This window comes from Kordia jejudonensis (genome assembly GCF_001005315.1).
Taxonomy (GTDB): Bacteria; Bacteroidota; Bacteroidia; order Flavobacteriales; family Flavobacteriaceae; genus Kordia; species Kordia jejudonensis.
Map to the genome: position 1 here is coordinate 57480 of NZ_LBMG01000032.1, position 20739 is coordinate 78218.

Consider the following 20739-nt stretch of genomic DNA (forward strand, 5'->3'; position numbering starts at 1 on the left):
TATACATAACATATTAAAAAGCAACATATTACCAATATGTTGCTTTTTAGTTTCATCTACTTACGTATTTTTAATTTAAATCATAAAATCTTAACAACTCAACATAAAAGTGTAATAATTATGATAGCCAATTAAAAATAATTATTTTTGCCGTTGAAGTTTTGAGAAAACTTCTTAAATTACTCCGATAACCCGAATTGATACATAAAGAAAAACAAAGATAGAATGAAGGATTTATTTGCTAAAATATACAGAGATAAAGGACCACTAGGAAAATGGGCTTCACAAGCAGAAGGATACTTTGTATTCCCAAAATTAGAAGGAGAAATTTCAAATCGAATGAAGTTTCAAGGGAAAGATGTAATTACTTGGAGTATCAATGACTATTTAGGTTTAGCAAACAACCCAGAAGTTCGTAAAGTGGATGCGGAAGCAGCTGCAGCATACGGTTCAGCATATCCAATGGGAGCGCGTATGATGTCTGGTCACACAGATTTACACGAACAATTGCAAAATGAATTGGCAGAGTTTGTTGGAAAAGAAGCAACATACTTGCTAAACTTCGGTTACCAAGGAATGGTATCTACTGTTGATGCATTAGTTTCTAAAGATGATATCATTGTATACGATGTAGATTCGCATGCATGTATTATTGATGGTGTTCGTTTGCATATGGGGAAACGTTTTACGTTCAAACATAACGACATTGAAAGTTTAGAGAAAAACTTAGAAAGAGCTACAAAAATGGCAGAACAAACAGGCGGAGGAATCTTAGTGATTTCTGAAGGTGTGTTTGGAATGCGTGGAGAACAAGGAAAACTAAAAGAAATTGTAGCACTAAAGAAAAAATATAACTTCCGCTTATTTGTAGATGATGCACATGGTTTTGGAACGCTTGGCGCGACAGGTGCCGGAGCAGGACAAGAACAAGGTGTACAAGATGAAATTGACGTATACTTTGCAACCTTTGCAAAATCAATGGCAAGTACAGGCGCATTTATTGCAGCAGATAAAGAAATTATTGATTACCTGAAATACAATTTGCGTTCACAGATGTTTGCAAAATCATTGCAAATGCAATTGGTTGTTGGTGCATTGAAACGTTTGGACATGCTGCGCACCATGCCAGAATTAAAGCAAAATCTTTGGAAAATTGTAGATGCATTGCAAAGTGGATTAAAAGATCGCGGATTTGACATTGGAACAACCCAAAGTTGTGTAACACCAGTTTACTTAAAGGGAAGCATTCCAGAAGCAATGGCATTGGTAAAAGACTTGCGTGAAAATCATGGAATCTTTTGTTCAATTGTGGTTTATCCAGTCATTCCAAAAGGATTAATCTTATTACGAATGATTCCAACAGCATCACACACACTACAAGATGTTGAAGAAACCTTAGTAGCTTTCTCAGCTATCCGTAAACGTTTAGAAGACGGAACGTACAAACGAGTTTCTGCGAAGTTGATAGAGATGATGGGAGAGTAACGTTCTCAGAAAAATATAAAGTAGGGAAAACCGTAACAGTGATTGTTACGGTTTTTTTTGTTTAGTAGCAGCATATTCAATTTTAGGAATAATTTGAATCGAAAAGCGTTTATTGTTTTCTTCATTTTCATCTCTACAAAGACCATTAAAACCGCTTCCGCAGATGAGTATTTCTGCATTATATACTCTTAGATCGATATTATTGGAATTCCAAAGATTATATACAGCTAAAGCTCTGTCATAACTTTTCCTATATCCATAGCGATCATCTTTGTTACGTTTTTGATCCCAAGTATTAGCCATATTTCCTTCAATGATGACTAAGTATGAAAAGTTTTCATTTAAAGTGTTTAAGTCTCTTAAAAAACCTTTTAATTTTCTACCAACTTCTAAGGTTGCACTTCGATATTGATATTTGATTTTATCTTCATTTGGTTCAAAGATTTCAATACTACTTAGTTTTTTAGATACGTATTTTTTGCATTTTTTTAAGTATTTGAAATCCTCATCTTCTTGTAAAGGTTTAAATTGTTGCTCTAGTTTTAATACTTGATTTAGTTTTTCTAACTCAACACGTAGTTTTTCTTTTTCATTTTCTAGAGTATCAGCTAAAGCGATGTATTCTTCATTTTTTTGCTCTAATTCTTTAGAAATTTCAAAATAGTTTTCATTTTTTGCTTCTAATTCTTTTTGTTCTTTTCTTAGCATTACATATGTAACCACATACAAAACCAATACGACAAAGAATAGGCTTGTCATTAAATCTGCGAAACTTACCCAAAAGAGGTTTTTATTGGATTTCTTCATTTTTGAGTTTATGTATATTAAAAATTATAAAATATAATATTGGTGTTAATACCAGTGTAGTAATAATGTACAACCAAAAATGATCAAACTGACAAAACTTTAATATAATACTAGAAAAATTTGTAAGGTATTTGTATATGATGTAAACCGTAGTAAGACCAACCAAAAGAGCAATTATTATAGTTATATTACGAGTTATCTTACTCCATTCTTTATAGAAATAATATATTAAATTACAATATATTATCAAACCTGAAATAAAAAGAAAAAGGCTGAAAGAAATTATAATTTCACAGTTAATTTCAGAAATTACCTTCACTATGGTCACAGGTATTTTATTTATAGTAGTTGAACCTAATTTAAAAATATCTATATAAAAATCGGGATTAATTTCATCCTTTGATAAAGTCATAAAAATCTCATCATCATTTATGAAGTAAAAATTTTTTATAAATGATTTTTCCAAATTACCACTCTTAGAGTTTTTATAAGAAATATTTTCTGAAATTATTTTTGAATCTGATCCAATGAGAATTTTTTCGTTTGGATAATGGTTGTTGAATCGCTTCAAACCTAGACAGCTTATATATTTACCATCATTAATTTCGTAAAGTTTTAAGCAAAAATCTTTTATGATACGCTGATTAGCAATGTTTTTTAAAATATGATTACTGATGACTAAGCCATTACCATAGTCTGAATGATTGTAAAACTTATATCCATTAATTTGAAAAAAATCATAATCTAACTGATTCTTTAATAATTCAATGTGATCATTACTTTTGTTTTCTTTGAATCGATCTACAGGAAATCTTATTAGTATCAATTGATTAATTTTCTCTATTCCAATCAAACTATTTTCAATATCTTCAAAATCGTTATCAGTTTTTTCATTGTACTCATGGTTGAAATCACTTATAATTATTAATGTTTTTTGCGTGTTATCTCTTTCAATCAAACGATTTTCTGATATTTTCCTGTAGATATTAAAAAAGTTAGAATTGATATCTAATTTACCATTTATAAAATCTTCATTTCGTTTCCTCAAAATTTCTATACATGATATAAACTTTTCATTATTCATGTCTAGATTATCAATATTTTTATGAATTTGAGCCCAAGAGTCATCTCCCATGTATATCATAATGTCAACATCAAGATTATCACTTTGTTGATTTAAGTATTTTAATAATATATATAATGAAATGAAATCTTCTGCTGCCAAATTTAAATAGTCAAGATCTTTATCATGTTTTTTTTCTTCATTGATAATTTTGATTAGTTCTTTATTCGTTTCTTTCTGTTTAATCAAATTCGTTTTTAATAGGCTAGTTTTGTCTAATAGAATTATTATACTTCTGTCGATGCTGTCGTTATGTTTCATAATATTTGTCAGATCGATTTCATTCTTTGGTAATACATTATTGTTAATCTCATAATGTTCTGCTACAGTTTTTAAGAAAAGAGACGGTTCAGAAAAATATTCATAGTCTAAGTTATTAGTTAGTGTTCCGCTGAACAATAATGGTAACATAACTCTTAGAATACTAGCGAGTAGAAAAGTAGCACAGACTTTACCTAGTTTATCTTTAATAAAAGGTCTTATAAATTCTTTTTCAAAAATCAAAAGATAAATTAATAATACTGTAAAGGATAATATGAGAACTATAAACTTAGACATTATTCTTTTTTGTAATCCACTTCCATGATCGTTTCCAAACACTTTGTTTAGCTAAACGATTGGTAGTTTTTATTTCTCCTAAAATAGCTTCCAAAACTTTCTCATTTCGTTCAAGTTTAGAAGACACTTCTTTTTTTAACTCATCAGATTTTTGAGTTAAATCATTTAACAATGACAGGTTAGCCAATTGACTTCTGTTATCTTCAAATGTTTTCACCATCAAATCTTCTTCACGAATCGTCACTTCTTTGATGGCTTTAATTTTTATTGCTGTATGCTCACGAAGTTCATCCAAAGACTTTATCATAATGTCATCTACATTTTTAACTGTATCTGTAATTAATACACCTCTTTCATGTAAAACTTCAAAATGACTTTTTAAGAATTCTAATAAGCCATTATTCAGTGCTACACGTTCATCTAATTTTTCGGCAATTCCTTTGAAATTGTCTGTTTTCTCTAGTAATGCCATGAAATAGCCTGAAAGTTTTGTTGTACCAACCACAGAAGAATTAAGGATTTGAATGTATTCGTTGAACTTAGATAAATCTTTAGTGGTTTCTGTTAGCTTATTCAGAATGGTTATATTGGCTTTGGCAAAAGAAGTAATGTCAATATTTTCGAGGTTTTGTAAAATTTGACCTTGCATTTCAATCGCATCATAATTCTTATGAAGTAGCCCTGAGAGTCTATCAATGTTTATAGTGAAATCTTCATTAAATTTCATCAAATTTGAGTTAAAAGCATAAAACCCTGAGGATTCGCTCAAACTTAAAACAGGAAGTAATTCTGTTTGTACAAACGTGTAAAAATCATTCTTTCCATCTTCTACAACTCTACTCGCACTTTTATATCTAAAATTAGAGTTTAGTACAGTCCAAAACAGGCCATAGACACTAGCAAACATTGCAATAGAAACGCCAACTAAGAAACCTTGTATTTCAAAATCGTTTCCGTTATTAGAAGCTATAATAAAGTTAATGAGTCCAAAAATAATCCCTAATATGGTTCCCATTAAACCTAAATAAAGAGGCGTTGTAATTGTTTGATTGATTTCCTCTTCTTCCATGTCAATGTTACGCTCTGTAATGTCTTTAATTAGGTTGAAGTCTGTTGTAGCACCTTTATTTTTTAAAAGGTATACATTAATTGCAATGAGGATTTTATTGAAAATTGGAGATATTTTGTTTTTTACTTCAATTAAACTGATGATGTTTTCTTTGAAATATTCATCAGTTGAATCTTCTACATAAGAATTGAGTTCGCCCAAAATTGTCGAAGGAGAATTTTTTTGTAAATACTCAGCAGATATATTAAACTTTTTTATTTGAAAAAATCCTTGCTTTGGTACAATCGCTTTTAACTGTTTTATTTTTTTAGTAGCTTTTAACGCACGAATTGTTTGCATTATGATAATAGCAATAATCATAATGATTTCAAAAAAAGTAAAAATGTTCATGTAATGATTACTCATAGCTAATTTCTGCCTTTTTAGTTATTTTCCATTTGTCACCATACTTGACAGCTTCTCCTTGTACAGATGTAATAATCTTTTTGGCACGCTGATCCAATTCATCAACAGATTCACAAGCAGGTTCAATGAATTTTTCTGGAGAATCAGTAGCCATCAGGACATTATCTTCGAAATTTAAAAATTCAAAAAAGGCATTAGTTTCATCTTCAATAATAAATTTGTAATACTTACCTTTTCTATCCGTTTTTGACATAGAATCCTCCTTAAAAAAACCGTCAATATCTGGTTTTGAAGCATACACTATTTTCTTTAAAGTATTAGTGTCCTCAATTGATTTTTGTTTATTGGAAATAGCTTTATGAACATTTTTTTTGGGTTCATGACTATTTTTTACTAATTTACTATCACTAGATACTTTCTCTAGTTCGTCTCCTAAAGTTGCTAAATCACCAGTAATAATTTTTATTGTTTCTTCAAATTGACTAAACTTCTTGGCATTTTCATTTGATACTGACGAAAGTTTATTTTTAAGTTCTTCAATTTCTTTTTTTAATTCATCATGATTTAAATTTCCCATAATATTCTTGTCAGTATTAGATGAAAATGATAACTCACCATCTGAATGCTCAATTTTTTTTTCGAGCTTATCAAGCTGATCCCTAATGGTATTAAGTACTGATAACATTTCTTGCATACCTAATTAATTTTTAGAGTTAGCAATAATTTTATACGCCAAATTGTTTAATGAACCTACCAACGGATAAAAGAATAATGTTTCTTCTATTTTAATTCCTGTATCCCCATATAAAGAAGCTTTTTTTCTCTTGATTCCTTCATTCAAATATTTTCGAATATCTCTAGTCAAAGTATCTTTATACATGTCAAAATGTCTTGGGTTGATACCAAAATAATTTTTGAAGTTTATTTTTTCATGCAATGAAAACAATAGTTCAATGAATTTTTCATGCTCTTGTTCGATACTTTGTACTAAAGTTTCTTCATTACCTAAAGTATTATAGGTTATGTTACTTTCAGAAGAAATAGAGTCATTCAAATCACCAATAAGTACACTTTTTATGTTTTCAAAGTCTGCTACTTCATTGGCTTTGATTTCCAATCCACCTTTACAGGTAACCTCTTTTGGATTTTCTTCAATCTTAAGCTCAATTTCTCTTTGAATATCTTCATCATAAACTTTACTAAATATTAGTGTTGTTAGTTTATGAAGTTTGCTTAAGTTTTTAGTTCCGCTAGTGATAAAGATGATTTTTGATCCTGTACCGCTAAATAATATTTCCTCTGGATACTCTAATTTGTTCTGCTTCATCAATTTTGCAACATGGTAAATTATAGAACTATAAAATGTGAGAAATACAATTTTTAATTCTTCATCTTCAGCTAATAATTTGTCAAAAACTAACGGTATTCTTTTATCAACAACTTTCGGATTACTTGCAAGTGAAAAGTATAGTGCAATAATATCTTCCGATTTACCTTTCTTGTATATTTGATTTACAGCTCGTTTAATTTCATAAAGTTCATTATTAGAAATTAAATCATCAAATTGTTGTTTATATTTTTGAACAAAACCATTGTTTATAGGTTTTGCTCCATATGCATCTCCAAAAATACTATTTGCCGCATACATAGATGAGGATGATAGAATGGGTTGTCCATCTTTGAAGACAACAATGTCATTAGTTCCTCCTCCAATGTCGATAGATACCACAGGTTTATACGCATCAGAAACGTTTCTATGATTTTTGTAAAAATAGAATGGCGCAATAGATTCTGAAAGACTTAAAACCTTATCAATTCCAATATATTCTTTTGCAATAGTATCCCAGGTTTCTTCTAAAATTCCACGTTTACCAATATCCATACTAGAAGGATAAAACCATGTAATTTCAGTTTTGGCTAATGAACCATTATTTGTAAGGACTTTAGCCCGTATAAGCAATGCTATTTTTTCTAAAAAGCTAACTACACGAACCTTATTATTACTTTCTCCTTTATTAAAATCAGACCATTTTAAGTTCGTTGTTATAGTTGTATTTCGCTTACTTGCATACTTTTCATAATCAAATGGGATATTAATGTCCGCAAGTGCATGTGGTGTTGTTCCGTAATCAAGACTTTCACTTTCACCTGTTACGGTTCTCAATGGAAATTTAAATTCAGAATTTTCTCCCATGTATTCAGGAAGGAGTTCGTGACGAATGTATTCATTGATATTATCCAACTCGTCAACTAACAACTCTTCGGCAGTTTCAATTTTTTTGAAATTCGTATGTAATTTTTCATATTGAATATCTTCTGGACCTATTTCAAAAGGATATGGACCATCATCTTCAATTTTATATTCTATATGTGTATTTGTTGTCCCAAAATCGATAGCAAATTTCAATCTTTTAGTTCCTGTTTCATTTTTCAATTTTGGAATGATTACTCCATTTGCTTGATTGTGCTTTAAAATGATATAATCGAAGTTTTCTTCTAAAACATAAAAAGTAGTTTCAATTAAGTCATCATCTTTTTGAGTCCTCTTTTTTACACTTGAAGTTATAGGACTTAACGAATTTTCATCTCCATAGAATTTTAAATCATACTTGTAGCGCTGTGTATCTCCTCTGTCTTTATCTAGTAGCATTACTCTATAATGAGGATTACTTATTTGTGTTTTAACAAACGGATGTATTGCTAGAGAAATTTTATTTTCTATGATACTTCCTTTGTTTTGCTCTAAATCAGGGTTGTTTCTCGTAATTCCTTCATATTGATACGTTCTTACAAACGTGACATAATCAGAACTATAATTTCCTCTAATTGGCACTCTTAGTTTAACTTCTACAGAGTTAGCATACACTTTCATCTCACACATTGGTGAACCGTCAGGAAGCGCAGTTTGGAGATCTTTAGTGGTGAAATAATCGAAAAACGTTCTACGTATTGGTAATATATATGATTCATTCTCACTTCCAGATTCATACTTTACATTTCCGTCAAAGTATTTACTATCATTTAATGAAAAAGGAAGTTTAATAATATACGATTCCAAAAAATCACTCACTGTGAGGTATGGATACTCATCCAATTGACCAGGTAATGTTCTGTCGTTAATCTCTTTTTTATCGAAATATGGAACTTTCCAATGACGATCCCATAATACGCTTTCATCAGTATATATCAATGGTGTTGAAAAACCGTTTTGCAATACCAAAGGTGGAAATGAATCTTCAGGAATTACTTTACTTGCATTAATTGTAAACTCACTTCTAGAAGCAATGACATTTTTACGATTTGCAATTTTTCTCTTTTTTAATTTAACACCAATTATTTCTATATCGTCATCATCTATTCCAGTATCTAATTTATCATAATCACGATTTAAACTCTCTTGACTTTTTCTGATATCATTATTCTTGATTGTCGCAATATCATTGTGTAATGGTTCCCCTTTTAATTTGTCGTAACTTTGTTTTATATATTCATAGAAATCTTTCATTTTCTCAATCAATATTGGATTAGCTCTAAATAGCGTATGAATATATTTTTGAAAGGCACCTTCTCGTTTATACAATGGAATCAATTTTTTATCAAAAAAAGTGTCATTCCCATGTTCTATATTTGCAAAGCTTAAATCATTGGCAGAAGTGAAAAAAAGTGTTGTGGGTGATGTACCGCCAACAATTCCGTTATCATAATAAACAAAATGCAAACGCTGAATATCACTAAAATTATTAGATAATGCGTCTTGCTCTAAATATAGTTGCAAAGTTTCACCATATAATCGATGTTTTGGATTCTTGCTATTTAAAAGTTCATCTAAATCAGTAGTTCTATCCCATTCTTTTAAAGTGACTTTATCTTTTAATTTATCAATATTAAAAAATAATTCAGCAACATCTAAACAATCAGAAATTAAGCGATGATAAATAGTATTTCCATCTAATTGATTTTTTTTAGTTACGTAATTAAATGCAGAACGCACTAAATCTATTCTAGCAAATGGACTTGGTATGGAGGTAGGAGCAACTACAGACTGATCTCCATCAGGATTTTCAATTTTTTCCGTTCTAGAAGGACCATAATGTTCGTTTATAGATTCCCAATCAGTAATAGAGTCTTTGTTTTCGTTTAATAAATTGAATTGCTTTGTAGACATGACTAAAATAATTTTGTATCGATTAATGTTTGGGTTGCTTTTGAGAAAATACCGATGTAACGTTTGCTAACATCGGGAGCGTCTTCAATTTCATCTGCACTGTTGTTTAACTCGGCGCGATATAATTCAAAATTTTTCTTTTGAAAAAGACCAAATCCACCTGTTTTTCGTTCAGAAATATTATTTAAGAGTGTGAAAATATTATCTGAACCAATTGTAAAATCAGTAATAGTATGCTGATTATCCTTTACTACATTAATTGCAAAAGGAGCAAAAGAAATGTCGTTATCTTTTAATTCTGCTAACCAAATTCTGAAAGATTTATTAAAATCTTCAAGCGTTTTGAAAAATGGATATGAGAAAAAGTTTTCGTCAATTTGTGGCTGATGTTCTCTTGCAAATGGATCTTTCAAGTTTTTAATGATTCTTTCTTTCTCGAAAAGGTTAAAGTAAAAATACTTTGTCAAATTCTTTTTGATTAGTTTTTCGGTTCTTGGATACAACTCGTTGAAGGAAATAGTTTTACAATCTTTAATGCCAAATTCTTTATATTTTGGAGAAACAGCAGTACCTTCATTTACTTCTAAGTCGAAGTCTTCCATACTTGCAAAGTCGATGACAGATAGGGCAGATGCCAATTCCACAAAATGCGCTTTGTTTTTTTGTGACTCACCACCTTCTATATTTTCATATTCTGTCTTGGCTACATCACCAATATAATACATTGCGTTTACAGAATTATTACCAGTCACGCTTGTAGCATAGTAATTTAAAGCTGCTTTCGTTTTAGTAATAAAATTATGACTGTCTATTTCGGAATCATCATTTTTACCTAGCGTAAAATAGGGTTGCACAGTAATAGCACCAATTTTAGCATTTTTTAAAGCTTCATAATTTGCATTATCAATTCTTCCTTTTCTGATATTTTTTAGAAGAAGTGGAAAACCTGCGGCTCCAGTTCCACCAAAAATTGAACTAATAATAAAAATCCGATCATCTGTTTGGAAATTGGTGGCAAAATTATGGTAGAACTCAGATTTTGTAAATTGATTCAGTACAACACTTCCAATATTTGGATTTCCTTTGAAACCGACTTCTAAGTCAGCATTTAAATTTTTATCAGAGAACAAAAGTTCTGTAAGTGCCATGTTGTTTGTATCCATAGAATTATATCCTATAAAGTCTTTAAACTTATCGTTTTGAATACCATTTAATTCAAATTGGAATCCGTCAAATATTTTTCCACCTTTCTTTTGATCTTTTGCAATATTACCAAGTGTGGTAATTTTATTTTTGAAGAAATCACTGTGCTGATAGTTATCGATTGCATCATGAATTTGCTGATATTCTCTTAATATTTTAGAGGTTCTATTTAAGTCGCCGCCTGCTCCATCAGGATCAATAATAATTGGGACAATTTCAAATTTTGTTTGGACTCCAGTCGCAAGAAGCATTGTAAGTGATTTTAAAACTCTTCCACCTGTACCACCGATTCCAAATACATATAATTTAGCCATGTTGATTTATTTTTATGAATTAAAATTTCCCAAATAATTTTGGAGTTCCTTGACAATGTGATTTTCTCCATTTCCATATATATGTCCAAATGATAAACATCAACGTAGAAATAATAGCGCTTTTTAGCGCAAATACTAGATATTCAATAATCTGATATTCTAAATTTAATCCTGTAAATACACTTTTTGGATATATAAAACTGATAATAAAACAGAGAGCGAAATTTCCAAGAAGGAAATAGAACCAATGTCGAAGTGTATTAAATTTTGGCTTGTTGATAAAGAAATAGAAAGACAGCACAATTAATAAACTAATCAAAAGATTAATGATTCCTAAAGAAGTGTATAATCCTTCTTGAAAAAGGTCTTCTGAAAAAGTTCCAGACCTACCTAATAGCTCAAATATTTTTGAGAAAATGTCATTTAATTCCATGATGTTTAGTTTTTAATTTTTATTTTAATTGTAAAATGTGTGGTATTATCACTGTCTTGTAAAAGATATGCTTCTTCAACACCTTCCATAATGTAGTTTAGTCCGAATGTTTTATCTAATTGAGACATGATGTCTGTGTCGTCTACACTACTACTTTCATAGACCCAACTCGGAAGCCCTTTTTTTAATGATATTTCTAAGTTCTGAGCTCTTTCATTTGGCAGTAACTCAATAGTAAATACATGAGTTGCTGTAGTTTCTTTAATTTTTGAAAAGTCATTTGGATGAACAGTATTTAAAGTTACTTTTTCAATATTTTTAATTAGAAACCCTTCCGTTATTTTATAGTTTTTGACATCAAATAAAGTACTAGAGTGTACCTTAATATCACTTAAATCAATTGCAATGGAGAATTGAAATTTATTCTCACGGTATTTTATTTCCTTAATACTATGTATAATTCTAGATTTCCGATCTGCTATTTCGAAAGAACCTTTACTATTTGTTTTTCTTAATACTGTGTAATATCTATTCTTATTTTTTGAATTATTAGTGGCCAGATAAAAATTCTGATATCCTTTTAATTTCTCTAAATCAATTTTAGTTAAAAAATTGTACATATGTGAATCTGCACCAATAATCCAAATGTAATATGGCCTTTGTTTCTTATCTAGTTTGATAGGTATATTTTTATAGTCATAATAGTTACCATCAAAGGCAGAATTCATTTTTAATATCAGTGTTGAAAAATCAAACTCATCTGCCTTTTCAGCAAATACCTTTTTTGTTAGAGTTTTTTCGAAAGCTAAAGCTCCAACTGTATCCTCAGCATTTGATAAAGAATAAATGCAATCTGAAACAAAAATTGAAATATCATTTTCTTTTGTGTTTGCTATAACTAATTTTAAAACTTCATTTAATTTGCTGGTACCTCTATTTCCAATTTTATAGGGTTTAACATTTGGTTCTAATGCCACAATAAAATCTTCTATTTCTTTAATTTTTGATGGATAAATTTCTTTGTTAATGAAATTCACATCTAATGAATCATTATCGTAACGATTTTTAATCTGTACCAATAATTCTGAAATAGCAGCCTCAAACTCGGTTATATTAGTGATATAACCATCCATACTAGCAGAATTTTCAATAAAAACGTTAACATGAATGTTTTTGGAAGCTTCTTGTTTGAGTACTTGAGGGTTATATATAGTTGGTAAAGATTCGCCTCTTCTTTTGGAAGCTAATAAATTAATATACTTATTGATATCATCATTTTTGAGTATATGTAAACTATCAATTAGTTTTGGAAATACTTCTTTATTATTAGTTATGTAGGAAGTCAAATCATTCCATTCTTTCTCATCAATTGTATTGTCATCTCTCAAGGCTTTCTTTATCTTACCATCTAGTACCTCACTAGGATCAGCTTCACAAGAATAATAAAACGAGCTAATAAATATTAGTAATAGTAAGAAGTAAGATAATCGAGCAAAAATATTATTATTCATAGATTTCTATAATTTGAAAATTAGCTAAGTTATTTTCATGTAAGAATAAGATTTAATTATTCAGTTGTCAAGTATATTACATTTTAGAAGATAAAACTTACGGAAAACCGTAATCAATGAAAAAAACAAATTTTTTATCAGAAGAGTTATAAAGAATTTATATCAATAACTTAGTAAGCATAAAAAATCCCCTATAATTTTTAAAAATTATAGGGGATTTTTTATCATGTAAGATATTAATGTGTTACTCCACCCGCAAAGCCTCCTCAACAGCCTTGCCATTCTCAAAAACAGTAAACTTCACTATTTGCCCTTTAGCATCTTTCACAAACTTAAAGCGTAACGGCGCTTCTTTTACGAAAAGTTCAGTTTTAGAAATAGCAAATAATGCTGAGTTCATTTGTCCAGCTTTAATACGAAGCTTATCATTCTCCATGAAAATAGTAATAATGCCAGTATTTGGTGCTTTATAAGTTCCTACTAATGCTTTTTTGACTTCATTCGTTAATTCAATAGCGTTCTTTTTAGAATTCTCAGAAGCTTGTTTATGATCATAACTTAACACGCGACTCATGCACCACTTTCCGTTTTCATTTTTCCAAACATGTGTAAACTTCGCTGCTTCCACAAGTCGTTCAGGATTGCCGTTTTCTGTTAGATAAAAAAGATGCTCGCCAGTAATAATCGCGCCGTAATTGTTCAAAGGATATACGTTTACAGAGCCTTTTACAGCTTCTCTACGTAACTTCATATTTGGATCTTTACAAAGTCCATTTTTTACTAGAGAGATTAGTTTTTCGGAAGTTTCAGTCAAACCACCTTTGTCATGGTAAAATTCCAAATCGTCAGTTAAGAATTGTTTAAACTTGTCTACATTACACGAATTATAAACATTCCAAAACGTTGCATCTAGCGCTAAAATTTTAGCTTCTAAATCTTCTGTAGAAATTGTGTTGGTTTCCTGTGATACAACATGATTTGATAACAAAAACATTCCCGCAACGAGAATGTGTACAAAATAATTTTTCATTGATTGATTTTTTGATTGATGAATAGTTAGGTACTTAAGACGATTCAAATAAAAATAGGTTACAATTTATAAGCTTTTAAACAGTTAAAATGAGATATTTCAAAAATTAAATGTTAAAATTATATTGTAAATAATTGATTAATAAATAGTTAAAAAATTAGCTTTAATTTTATTAAGATTAAGTCTAAATAAACTTTGTGAATTAAAAATCCCATAATATATTTGTCAAAACAAAAAACAATACCAAAAAACAATCATAATGAAAAAAATAGTAATTGGTTTATTAGCGATCTCAAATATCATATTTGTATCATGTTCAAGTGATGACGACGTGACAACTCCAGTTGATCCAGCAGTTGTTGCACCTGCAACCTATGCATTCAGTAGAGACGGAATTTCTACCGTAGATTACAATGGACAAACCACACGTATAGAAATGGGAGACGAGCTAATTTCTGCCCTAACAGATAATACAAAAACAGAAGCACAGTTAGATGGAATGTTTGCGCATATAGAAGGAGAAAACAACTTCAGTGATGCAGATTTAAATGCTTCTAACAAAAGTATTCGTAGCAAAACGGCGGCTTCTTCTGACTATTTTTCAGCAAATACAACAGATGCAAACGCTATCAAAGCTGATTTTGATACTTGGATTGCAAATCAAGTAACAGAAGTATTTCCAAATTGGAACATTATAGCAACTGCAGGAAACGCAGGAAATCTGCAAGAAGCTGGTGGTGGAGCTACACGTTACATCAACGGAAAAGGTTTGGAATATAACCAAGCGGTAAACAAAGGTTTAATTGGTGCATTAATGGTTGATCAAATATTGAATAACTATGTAAGTACTTCGGTTTTGGATGCAGGAACAAACAGAGCAGATAATGATGCTGGAATCGTTGCGGAAGGAAAATCATATACAAATATGGAACACAAATGGGATGAAGCATTTGGATATTTGTACGGAACGGATAATGCAGAAAATCCAATCCTTAATGAAGATAGTTTCTTAAATAAATACGTATCAAGAGTTGAAAATGATGCAGACTTTACAGGAATTGCCTCAGAAATATATGAAGCGTTCAAATTAGGAAGAGCGGCAATCGTTGCTAAAAACTATACAGTCCGTGATGCACAAGCAAACATTATCAGAGAAAAAATATCTGAAATCATTGCTATCAGAGCCGTATATTATTTACAACAAGCGAAAAACTTTTTAGATAGCGATAAAGCCGCAGCATTTCACGATTTATCGGAAGGATTCGGATTCATCTACAGCTTACAATTTACACGAAAGCCAGGAACAAACGAACCTTACTTTACAAAATCAGAAGTTGATGGATTCATCGCAGAACTTATGATAGGAAACGGTTTTTGGGATGTAACTCCTGCAACATTAGACGAAATTTCAAACACAATTTCGGCAGAATTCAACTTTACAACTGCACAAGCAGGAAGCTAAACATAAGATGTTAAATATCCGTAAAAATATTATTTAGAATTAGTATAAAAAAGTAGTCAAACTGTTAGGAAAACAATGACTACTTTTTTATTTTTGCAACGTTTATTTAGAATAAATAGAAATAAGGTTATGATAAAGAAAATTTTCCCAGTAGTATTCTTAGTGTTAAGCATTATTGCTTGTAGTTCCGATGACAATACAATTACAACGCCTCCTAATGAAGGTGGAAATGATGTAGTTTTCAGTAGAGCCAGCATGCTCCGAAATTTTGCTGACAATATTATCATTCCTTCGTATCAAGAATTGAGTGACAATCTAGATGCGCTCGAAATAGCAAAAGATGGTTTCATTGCCGCGCCAAGTCAACCAACACTCGATAATTTTCGTGCCGCTTGGTTAACAGCATACAAATCTTGGCAACGTGTGGAAATATTTGATATAGGAAAAGCTGAGGAAATTCAATTAAATTTTCAAATGAATATTTATCCTGTCAATACTGCAGATGTAGAAGCAAATGTAAGCGCAGGATTTTACGATCTATCAAGTCCAAACAACCATGATGCAATCGGTTTTCCAGCCTTAGATTACTTACTTTATGGGGTTGGTGCAACAGACATCGAAATCATAGAAAAATACGATACAGATCCACAAGCTGAAAATTACAAAGATTACCTTTCTGCGGTAACCAATCGAATGAAATTTATCACGCAATTGGTATTAAGCGATTGGATTGTAAACTACCAAAATGTTTTCGCAGCAAGTACTGAAAACAATGCTTCAAGTGCCGCTAATAAAATTGTCAATGACTTCATTTTTTATTACGAAAAAGGATTAAGAGCTAACAAAATTGGTATTCCTGCAGGAAACTTCTCTTCAACGCCTTTGCCAGATAGAGTAGAAGCTTTTTACAACCAAGAAATATCAAAAGAATTAGCGTTAGATGCTTTAAATGCCGTACAAAATATGTTCAACGGAATCAGTACAGTGGACAATGCGGAAGGACAAGGTTTCAAAACGTATTTACAATCGTTAGACAGAGAAGACTTAGCAGATTTAATCAATGAAAAATTCAATGCTGCACGAGAAAAAATGCAACTTCTAGATGCTAACTTTACCACACAGATTAACACGGATAATACAAAAATGACGGAAGCATACGATGCATTGCAAGCCGCAGTTGTATTGCTCAAAGTTGATATGCTACAAGCGTTCAACATCGCGGTTGATTATGTCGATGCAGACGGCGATTAATACAAACTAAAACAGAATATAAAAGGTTGTCTACACAAATAAGGCAACCTTTTTTTTGTGAACAATGACAAACCATTTTCAAACATATATTTCCAAAAAAACAAACGCTGCTCCGTTGGCGGTTTTTCGTATTGGTTTTGGTTTGATGATGTGTTACAGTATCATTCGTTTTTGGGCAAAAGGCTGGATTGAATCTGTCTATCTTGAACCAAAATTTCACTTCTCATACTATGGTTTTGAATGGATACAACCACTCGGAAACTTCACATACGTATTATTTTTCATCTGTGGAGTAGCCGCACTTTTTGTAGCACTAGGATTCAAATACAGATGGGCAATCATCACGTTTTTTCTAAGTTTTACGTATATCGAACTGATGGAAAAAACAACGTATCTAAATCATTACTATTTCATCAGTATTCTAAGTTTCTTGCTGATATTTCTGCCTGCAAATGCTACATTCTCAATAGATAATATCTTTAGAAAAAGAAGTTTTGAGCAAATTCCAAATTGGTGTATTGATTCCATAAAATTACTCTTAGGAATCGTCTATTTCTACGCAGGTTTGGCAAAAATAAATGCAGATTGGTTACTCAAAGCACAACCACTCAAAATTTGGTTACCTTCCAAATACGATTTGCCGATCATTGGCGAAAGTTTATTGCAACAAAACTGGTTTCACTACGCTATGAGTTGGTCTGGAATGTTATACGATTTGTGCATTCCGTTTCTATTATTGTACAAGCGAACACGTTGGTTTGCCTTTGTGTTGGTCGTTTTCTTTCACATTTTTACACGCGTTTTATTTCCAATCGGAATGTTTCCATATGTGATGATTATTGGATCATTAATATTCTTCGAAGCCGATTTCCACAAAAAAATCATTGCATTCATCAAAAAAATGATCCAAAAAGTTATTCAGATCAACGCAAGTGCAATAGCAATTTTGCCAGCATATCATCTCAAATTCAAAAAAATAATCCTTCCAATTGTACTTGTGTTTTTCATGATACAAATCATATTTCCATTCCGATTTCTGTTGTATAACGGCAACTTATTTTGGACAGAACAAGGCTATCGTTTTTCATGGCGTGTCATGCTAATGGAAAAAATGGGAAGTACCACATTCAAAATCGTTGATGGCAACACAGGAAACTTTTTCTATGTAAATAACAGTGATTTTCTAACGCCTTTGCAAGAAAAACAAATGAGTTTTCAACCTGATTTTATCTTGGAATATGCACACTATTTAGGCGATCATTTTTCGAATCAAGGACATCAAAATGTGGAAGTATATGTAGAAAGTTACGTGGCGCTCAACGGTCGATTAAGTCAACCATTTATTGACAAAACCGTTGATTTATACCAAGAAAAAGAATCATTCAAGCCGAAAACATGGATACTACCATTTAACGATGATTGAATTTAAAAAATACAATTGATACAACAATAAAATAACAAATGAACTTAAAGAACCTTAGCGTACTCATCACACTTTACTTGTTCAGCATTTCCCTAAATGCACAACAAAAAATTTCAGGAACTGTCACTGCAACTGCAACCAATACACCAATTTCAAATGTTGATATTTATGACAAAGCTTCTGGAAAAGTAGCCACAACTAATGCACAAGGATATTACGAATTGGAAACTGAAAAAGAAACGATCACGTTGGTATTCTTTTCGTTTGAATATGAAGTTGTTGAAAAGAAAGTTACAGTTACCAAAAATGTAGTATTAAATATTGGTTTAAAAGAACTCGGCGAACAACTATCAGAAGTACAACTAAATGTCCGAAAGAATAAAGTTTTTACATTAAAACGATTAAAAGATGTAGAAGAAACGGCAATCTACGCGGGAAAAAAGACGGAAGTTGTATTGGTAGATCAATCGATGGCGAATTTGGCTTCCAACAATGCACGTCAAATATACAGTCAAGTAGTTGGGTTGAACATTTACCAAAATGACGATGCAGGTTTGCAACTCAACATTGGCGGACGTGGTTTAGATCCAAACCGAACGGCAAATTTCAATACACGTCAAAACGGATATGACATTAGCGCAGATGTATTAGGATATCCAGAAAGTTACTATTCGCCAGCCGCAGAAGGTTTAAAGGAAATTCAAATCATTCGTGGCGCTGCTTCCTTACAATATGGAACGCAATTTGGAGGTTTGGTCAACTTTGTAATGAAAAAGCCAAACAAAGCAAAACCATTCGAATTTATCACACGAAATACTGTCGGAAGCAACAATTTATACACCAACTTTACGAGTGTAAGCGGAACGACAGGGAAATTTAGTTACTATTCGTTTTTCAACTATAAAAAAGGCGATGGATTTCGTCCAAACTCTGAATTTGAATCTAAAAATGCATACGTTCATCTTGGTTATGAATTCAACGAAAATACTAAAGTAGAAGGCGAGTTAACCTATTTGCGTTACTTGGCAAAACAAGCTGGCGGACTAACCGATCAAATGTTTGCTGAAAATCCATTTCAAAGCAACAGAGCGCGAAATTGGTTTCAAATAGATTGGTTGTTGTACAATTTGAAACTCTCACACAAATTCTCAGAACAAACGAATTTTACATTTAATTTCTTTGGTTTAAATGCTTCCAGAAATGCCTTAGGTTTTAGAACAAATCGTGTCAATCAAGTTGATCCAGAAGAAGAACGCGATTTGATTAAAGGCGATTTTAAAAACTTCGGATTCGAAACACGCTTGTTGAGTGAATATGATATATTTGACAAAAAAGCAACATTTTTAGTCGGTGCAAAATTTTACAAAGCAGACAATACAAGTCAGCAAGGTCCAGGTTCTACGGGAAGCGATCCCAACTTTGAATTTCAAACGAACGATTTTCCAAACTATCAAAATCAATCAGCATACGATTATCCAAACTTAAATATTGCTGTATTTGGAGAAAATATATTTTATATCAATGATAAACTTTCCATTACACCAGGTTTCCGATTTGAACACATAAAAACTGAAAGTGCCGGATTTTTCAAGCGAATCAACACAGATGCCGCAGGAAACGTAATTTTAAACGAAACGGTGGATAATAGTGAAGTACGCGAGCGTTCGTTTGTGCTTTTCGGATTGGGAACAAGTTACAAACCATCGGACGCGTTGGAAATCTATGGAAATATATCGCAAAACTACCGTTCGGTAACGTTTACAGACATTAGTATTATCAATCCTGCATTTGCAATTAGTCCAGATATTGATGATGAGAAAGGATTTACGGTCGATTTCGGATTGCGTGGAAATTACAACAATGTTGTATCGTATGATGTTGGCGCGTTTGGCTTATTTTACAATGATCGAATTGGTTTTGTACAACAAGCTTTTACAGACGGAAGTGTAAAAAGTGTACGCGGAAACATTGGAAATGCTGTGATGTATGGAGTTGAATCTTTGTTAGATTTTAATTTGAATGAAATCTTCATCAAAAACAACGATTATAGTTTCAATTACTTCATCAATGCAGCAATTACTGATTCAGAATATACAAAAACGGAAGAAAATGGAGTAGAAGGGAACAAGGTAGAATTTGTACCCAACATCAACCTAAAAACAGGAATTCGTTTTGGGTATAAAAACTTCTTATCCAACATTCAATACACCTATTTATCACAGCAATTTACAGATGCTTCCAATGCGGTTGAAAGTAACTTAAGTGGTGTTATTGGCGAAATTCCAAGCTATGATATTTTGGACATTTCGATGTCATACACGTACAAAAACTTCAAACTCGAAGCTGGAATCAACAATGTATTAAACAACAATTATTTCACACGTCGTGCCACGGGATATCCTGGTCCTGGAATCATTCCGTCAAACAATAGAAACTTTTATACAACACTTCAAATAAAATTCTAATCGTTTTGTCACATCTGTAAAGGTTAAGTAATTCG

At 31.3% G+C, this 20739-nt stretch carries 14 protein-coding genes; 5 read left to right on the forward strand and 9 right to left on the reverse strand.

Annotation, left to right across the window (positions count from 1 at the left end):
• Positions 1 to 225: 225 nt before the first annotated feature.
• Positions 226 to 1485 (forward strand): aminotransferase class I/II-fold pyridoxal phosphate-dependent enzyme, encoded by a 1260-nt coding sequence (locus AA089_RS15735; protein ID WP_046757940.1) that lies wholly within the window; start codon positions 226 to 228, stop codon positions 1483 to 1485.
• 45 nt (positions 1486 to 1530) lie between these two features.
• Here AA089_RS15735 and AA089_RS15740 read toward each other — a convergent pair whose 3' ends face one another.
• The 9 genes from AA089_RS15740 to AA089_RS23805 all read right to left on the reverse strand — a co-directional run bounded on the left by AA089_RS15740 (position 1531) and on the right by AA089_RS23805 (position 14103).
• Complete coding sequence (locus AA089_RS15740; RefSeq protein ID WP_156169054.1) at positions 1531 to 2193, reverse strand: hypothetical protein; 663 nt, start codon at positions 2191 to 2193, stop codon at positions 1531 to 1533.
• 82 nt (positions 2194 to 2275) lie between these two features.
• Entirely contained in the window at positions 2276 to 3973 is a 1698-nt protein-coding gene (locus tag AA089_RS15745; protein ID WP_046757942.1) for a hypothetical protein, read from the reverse strand.
• Positions 3966 to 5432: a hypothetical protein gene (locus AA089_RS23800; protein WP_162200451.1), complete on the reverse strand. Its 1467-nt coding sequence runs from the start codon at positions 5430 to 5432 to the stop codon at positions 3966 to 3968. Before AA089_RS23800 ends, AA089_RS15745 begins: the two co-directional genes overlap by 8 nt.
• A 7-nt stretch (positions 5433 to 5439) precedes the next feature.
• On the reverse strand, positions 5440 to 6141 hold the full coding sequence (locus AA089_RS15755; protein ID WP_046757943.1) for a hypothetical protein: 702 nt from the start codon (positions 6139 to 6141) through the stop codon (positions 5440 to 5442).
• A 6-nt stretch (positions 6142 to 6147) separates the two neighbouring features.
• On the reverse strand, positions 6148 to 9612 hold the full coding sequence (locus AA089_RS15760; protein ID WP_046757944.1) for an acetate and sugar kinases/Hsc70/actin family protein: 3465 nt from the start codon (positions 9610 to 9612) through the stop codon (positions 6148 to 6150).
• A gap of 2 nt (positions 9613 to 9614) precedes the next feature.
• Positions 9615 to 11129 carry a hypothetical protein gene (locus tag AA089_RS15765; RefSeq protein WP_046757945.1) on the reverse strand — a complete coding sequence of 505 codons (1515 nt, stop codon included), beginning with the start codon at positions 11127 to 11129 and terminating at the stop codon, positions 9615 to 9617.
• A gap of 19 nt (positions 11130 to 11148) precedes the next feature.
• Positions 11149 to 11562 carry a hypothetical protein gene (locus AA089_RS15770; RefSeq protein ID WP_046757946.1) on the reverse strand — a complete coding sequence of 138 codons (414 nt, stop codon included), beginning with the start codon at positions 11560 to 11562 and terminating at the stop codon, positions 11149 to 11151.
• 5 nt (positions 11563 to 11567) lie between these two features.
• Positions 11568 to 13073, reverse strand: coding sequence for a hypothetical protein (locus AA089_RS15775; RefSeq protein ID WP_046757947.1), 1506 nt, complete (start codon positions 13071 to 13073; stop codon positions 11568 to 11570).
• Between the two features lie 244 nt (positions 13074 to 13317).
• Positions 13318 to 14103, reverse strand: a complete 786-nt coding sequence (locus AA089_RS23805) for a nuclear transport factor 2 family protein (protein WP_053002483.1) — start codon at positions 14101 to 14103, stop codon at positions 13318 to 13320.
• A 259-nt stretch (positions 14104 to 14362) separates the two neighbouring features.
• On the opposite strand from AA089_RS23805, the gene AA089_RS15785 reads away from it, so the two are divergent.
• The 4 genes from AA089_RS15785 to AA089_RS15800 all read left to right on the forward strand — a co-directional run bounded on the left by AA089_RS15785 (position 14363) and on the right by AA089_RS15800 (position 20704).
• Positions 14363 to 15565 carry a DUF4856 domain-containing protein gene (locus AA089_RS15785; protein ID WP_046757948.1) on the forward strand — a complete coding sequence of 401 codons (1203 nt, stop codon included), beginning with the start codon at positions 14363 to 14365 and terminating at the stop codon, positions 15563 to 15565.
• A 129-nt stretch (positions 15566 to 15694) separates the two neighbouring features.
• Positions 15695 to 16816, forward strand: a complete 1122-nt coding sequence (locus tag AA089_RS15790) for an imelysin family protein (protein ID WP_053002485.1) — start codon at positions 15695 to 15697, stop codon at positions 16814 to 16816.
• Between the two features lie 64 nt (positions 16817 to 16880).
• The gene (locus AA089_RS15795; protein WP_046757949.1) at positions 16881 to 18239 is read left to right on the forward strand and encodes an HTTM domain-containing protein; all 1359 of its coding nucleotides are present in this window, start codon (positions 16881 to 16883) and stop codon (positions 18237 to 18239) included.
• 38 nt (positions 18240 to 18277) lie between these two features.
• Positions 18278 to 20704, forward strand: coding sequence for a TonB-dependent receptor domain-containing protein (locus tag AA089_RS15800; RefSeq protein ID WP_046757950.1), 2427 nt, complete (start codon positions 18278 to 18280; stop codon positions 20702 to 20704).
• Positions 20705 to 20739 lie beyond the last annotated feature (35 nt).

What these genes read in the sequence shown, in the direction of transcription:
- AA089_RS15755 (WP_046757943.1), bottom strand. Translation starts at nt 6,141, where the DNA reads ATGCAAGAAATGTTATCAGTACTTAATACCATTAGGGATCAGCTTGAT.
- AA089_RS15770 (WP_046757946.1), bottom strand. Translation starts at nt 11,562, where the DNA reads ATGGAATTAAATGACATTTTCTCAAAAATATTTGAGCTATTAGGTAGG.
- AA089_RS15775 (WP_046757947.1), bottom strand. Translation starts at nt 13,073, where the DNA reads ATGAATAATAATATTTTTGCTCGATTATCTTACTTCTTACTATTACTA.
- AA089_RS15745 (WP_046757942.1), bottom strand. Translation starts at nt 3,973, where the DNA reads ATGTCTAAGTTTATAGTTCTCATATTATCCTTTACAGTATTATTAATT.
- AA089_RS15760 (WP_046757944.1), bottom strand. Translation starts at nt 9,612, where the DNA reads ATGTCTACAAAGCAATTCAATTTATTAAACGAAAACAAAGACTCTATT.
- AA089_RS15735 (WP_046757940.1), top strand. Translation starts at nt 226, where the DNA reads ATGAAGGATTTATTTGCTAAAATATACAGAGATAAAGGACCACTAGGA.
- AA089_RS15740 (WP_156169054.1), bottom strand. Translation starts at nt 2,193, where the DNA reads ATGCTAAGAAAAGAACAAAAAGAATTAGAAGCAAAAAATGAAAACTAT.
- AA089_RS23805 (WP_053002483.1), bottom strand. Translation starts at nt 14,103, where the DNA reads ATGAAAAATTATTTTGTACACATTCTCGTTGCGGGAATGTTTTTGTTA.
- AA089_RS15790 (WP_053002485.1), top strand. Translation starts at nt 15,695, where the DNA reads ATGATAAAGAAAATTTTCCCAGTAGTATTCTTAGTGTTAAGCATTATT.
- AA089_RS23800 (WP_162200451.1), bottom strand. Translation starts at nt 5,432, where the DNA reads ATGAACATTTTTACTTTTTTTGAAATCATTATGATTATTGCTATTATC.
- AA089_RS15765 (WP_046757945.1), bottom strand. Translation starts at nt 11,129, where the DNA reads ATGGCTAAATTATATGTATTTGGAATCGGTGGTACAGGTGGAAGAGTT.
- AA089_RS15800 (WP_046757950.1), top strand. Translation starts at nt 18,278, where the DNA reads ATGAACTTAAAGAACCTTAGCGTACTCATCACACTTTACTTGTTCAGC.
- AA089_RS15785 (WP_046757948.1), top strand. Translation starts at nt 14,363, where the DNA reads ATGAAAAAAATAGTAATTGGTTTATTAGCGATCTCAAATATCATATTT.
- AA089_RS15795 (WP_046757949.1), top strand. Translation starts at nt 16,881, where the DNA reads ATGACAAACCATTTTCAAACATATATTTCCAAAAAAACAAACGCTGCT.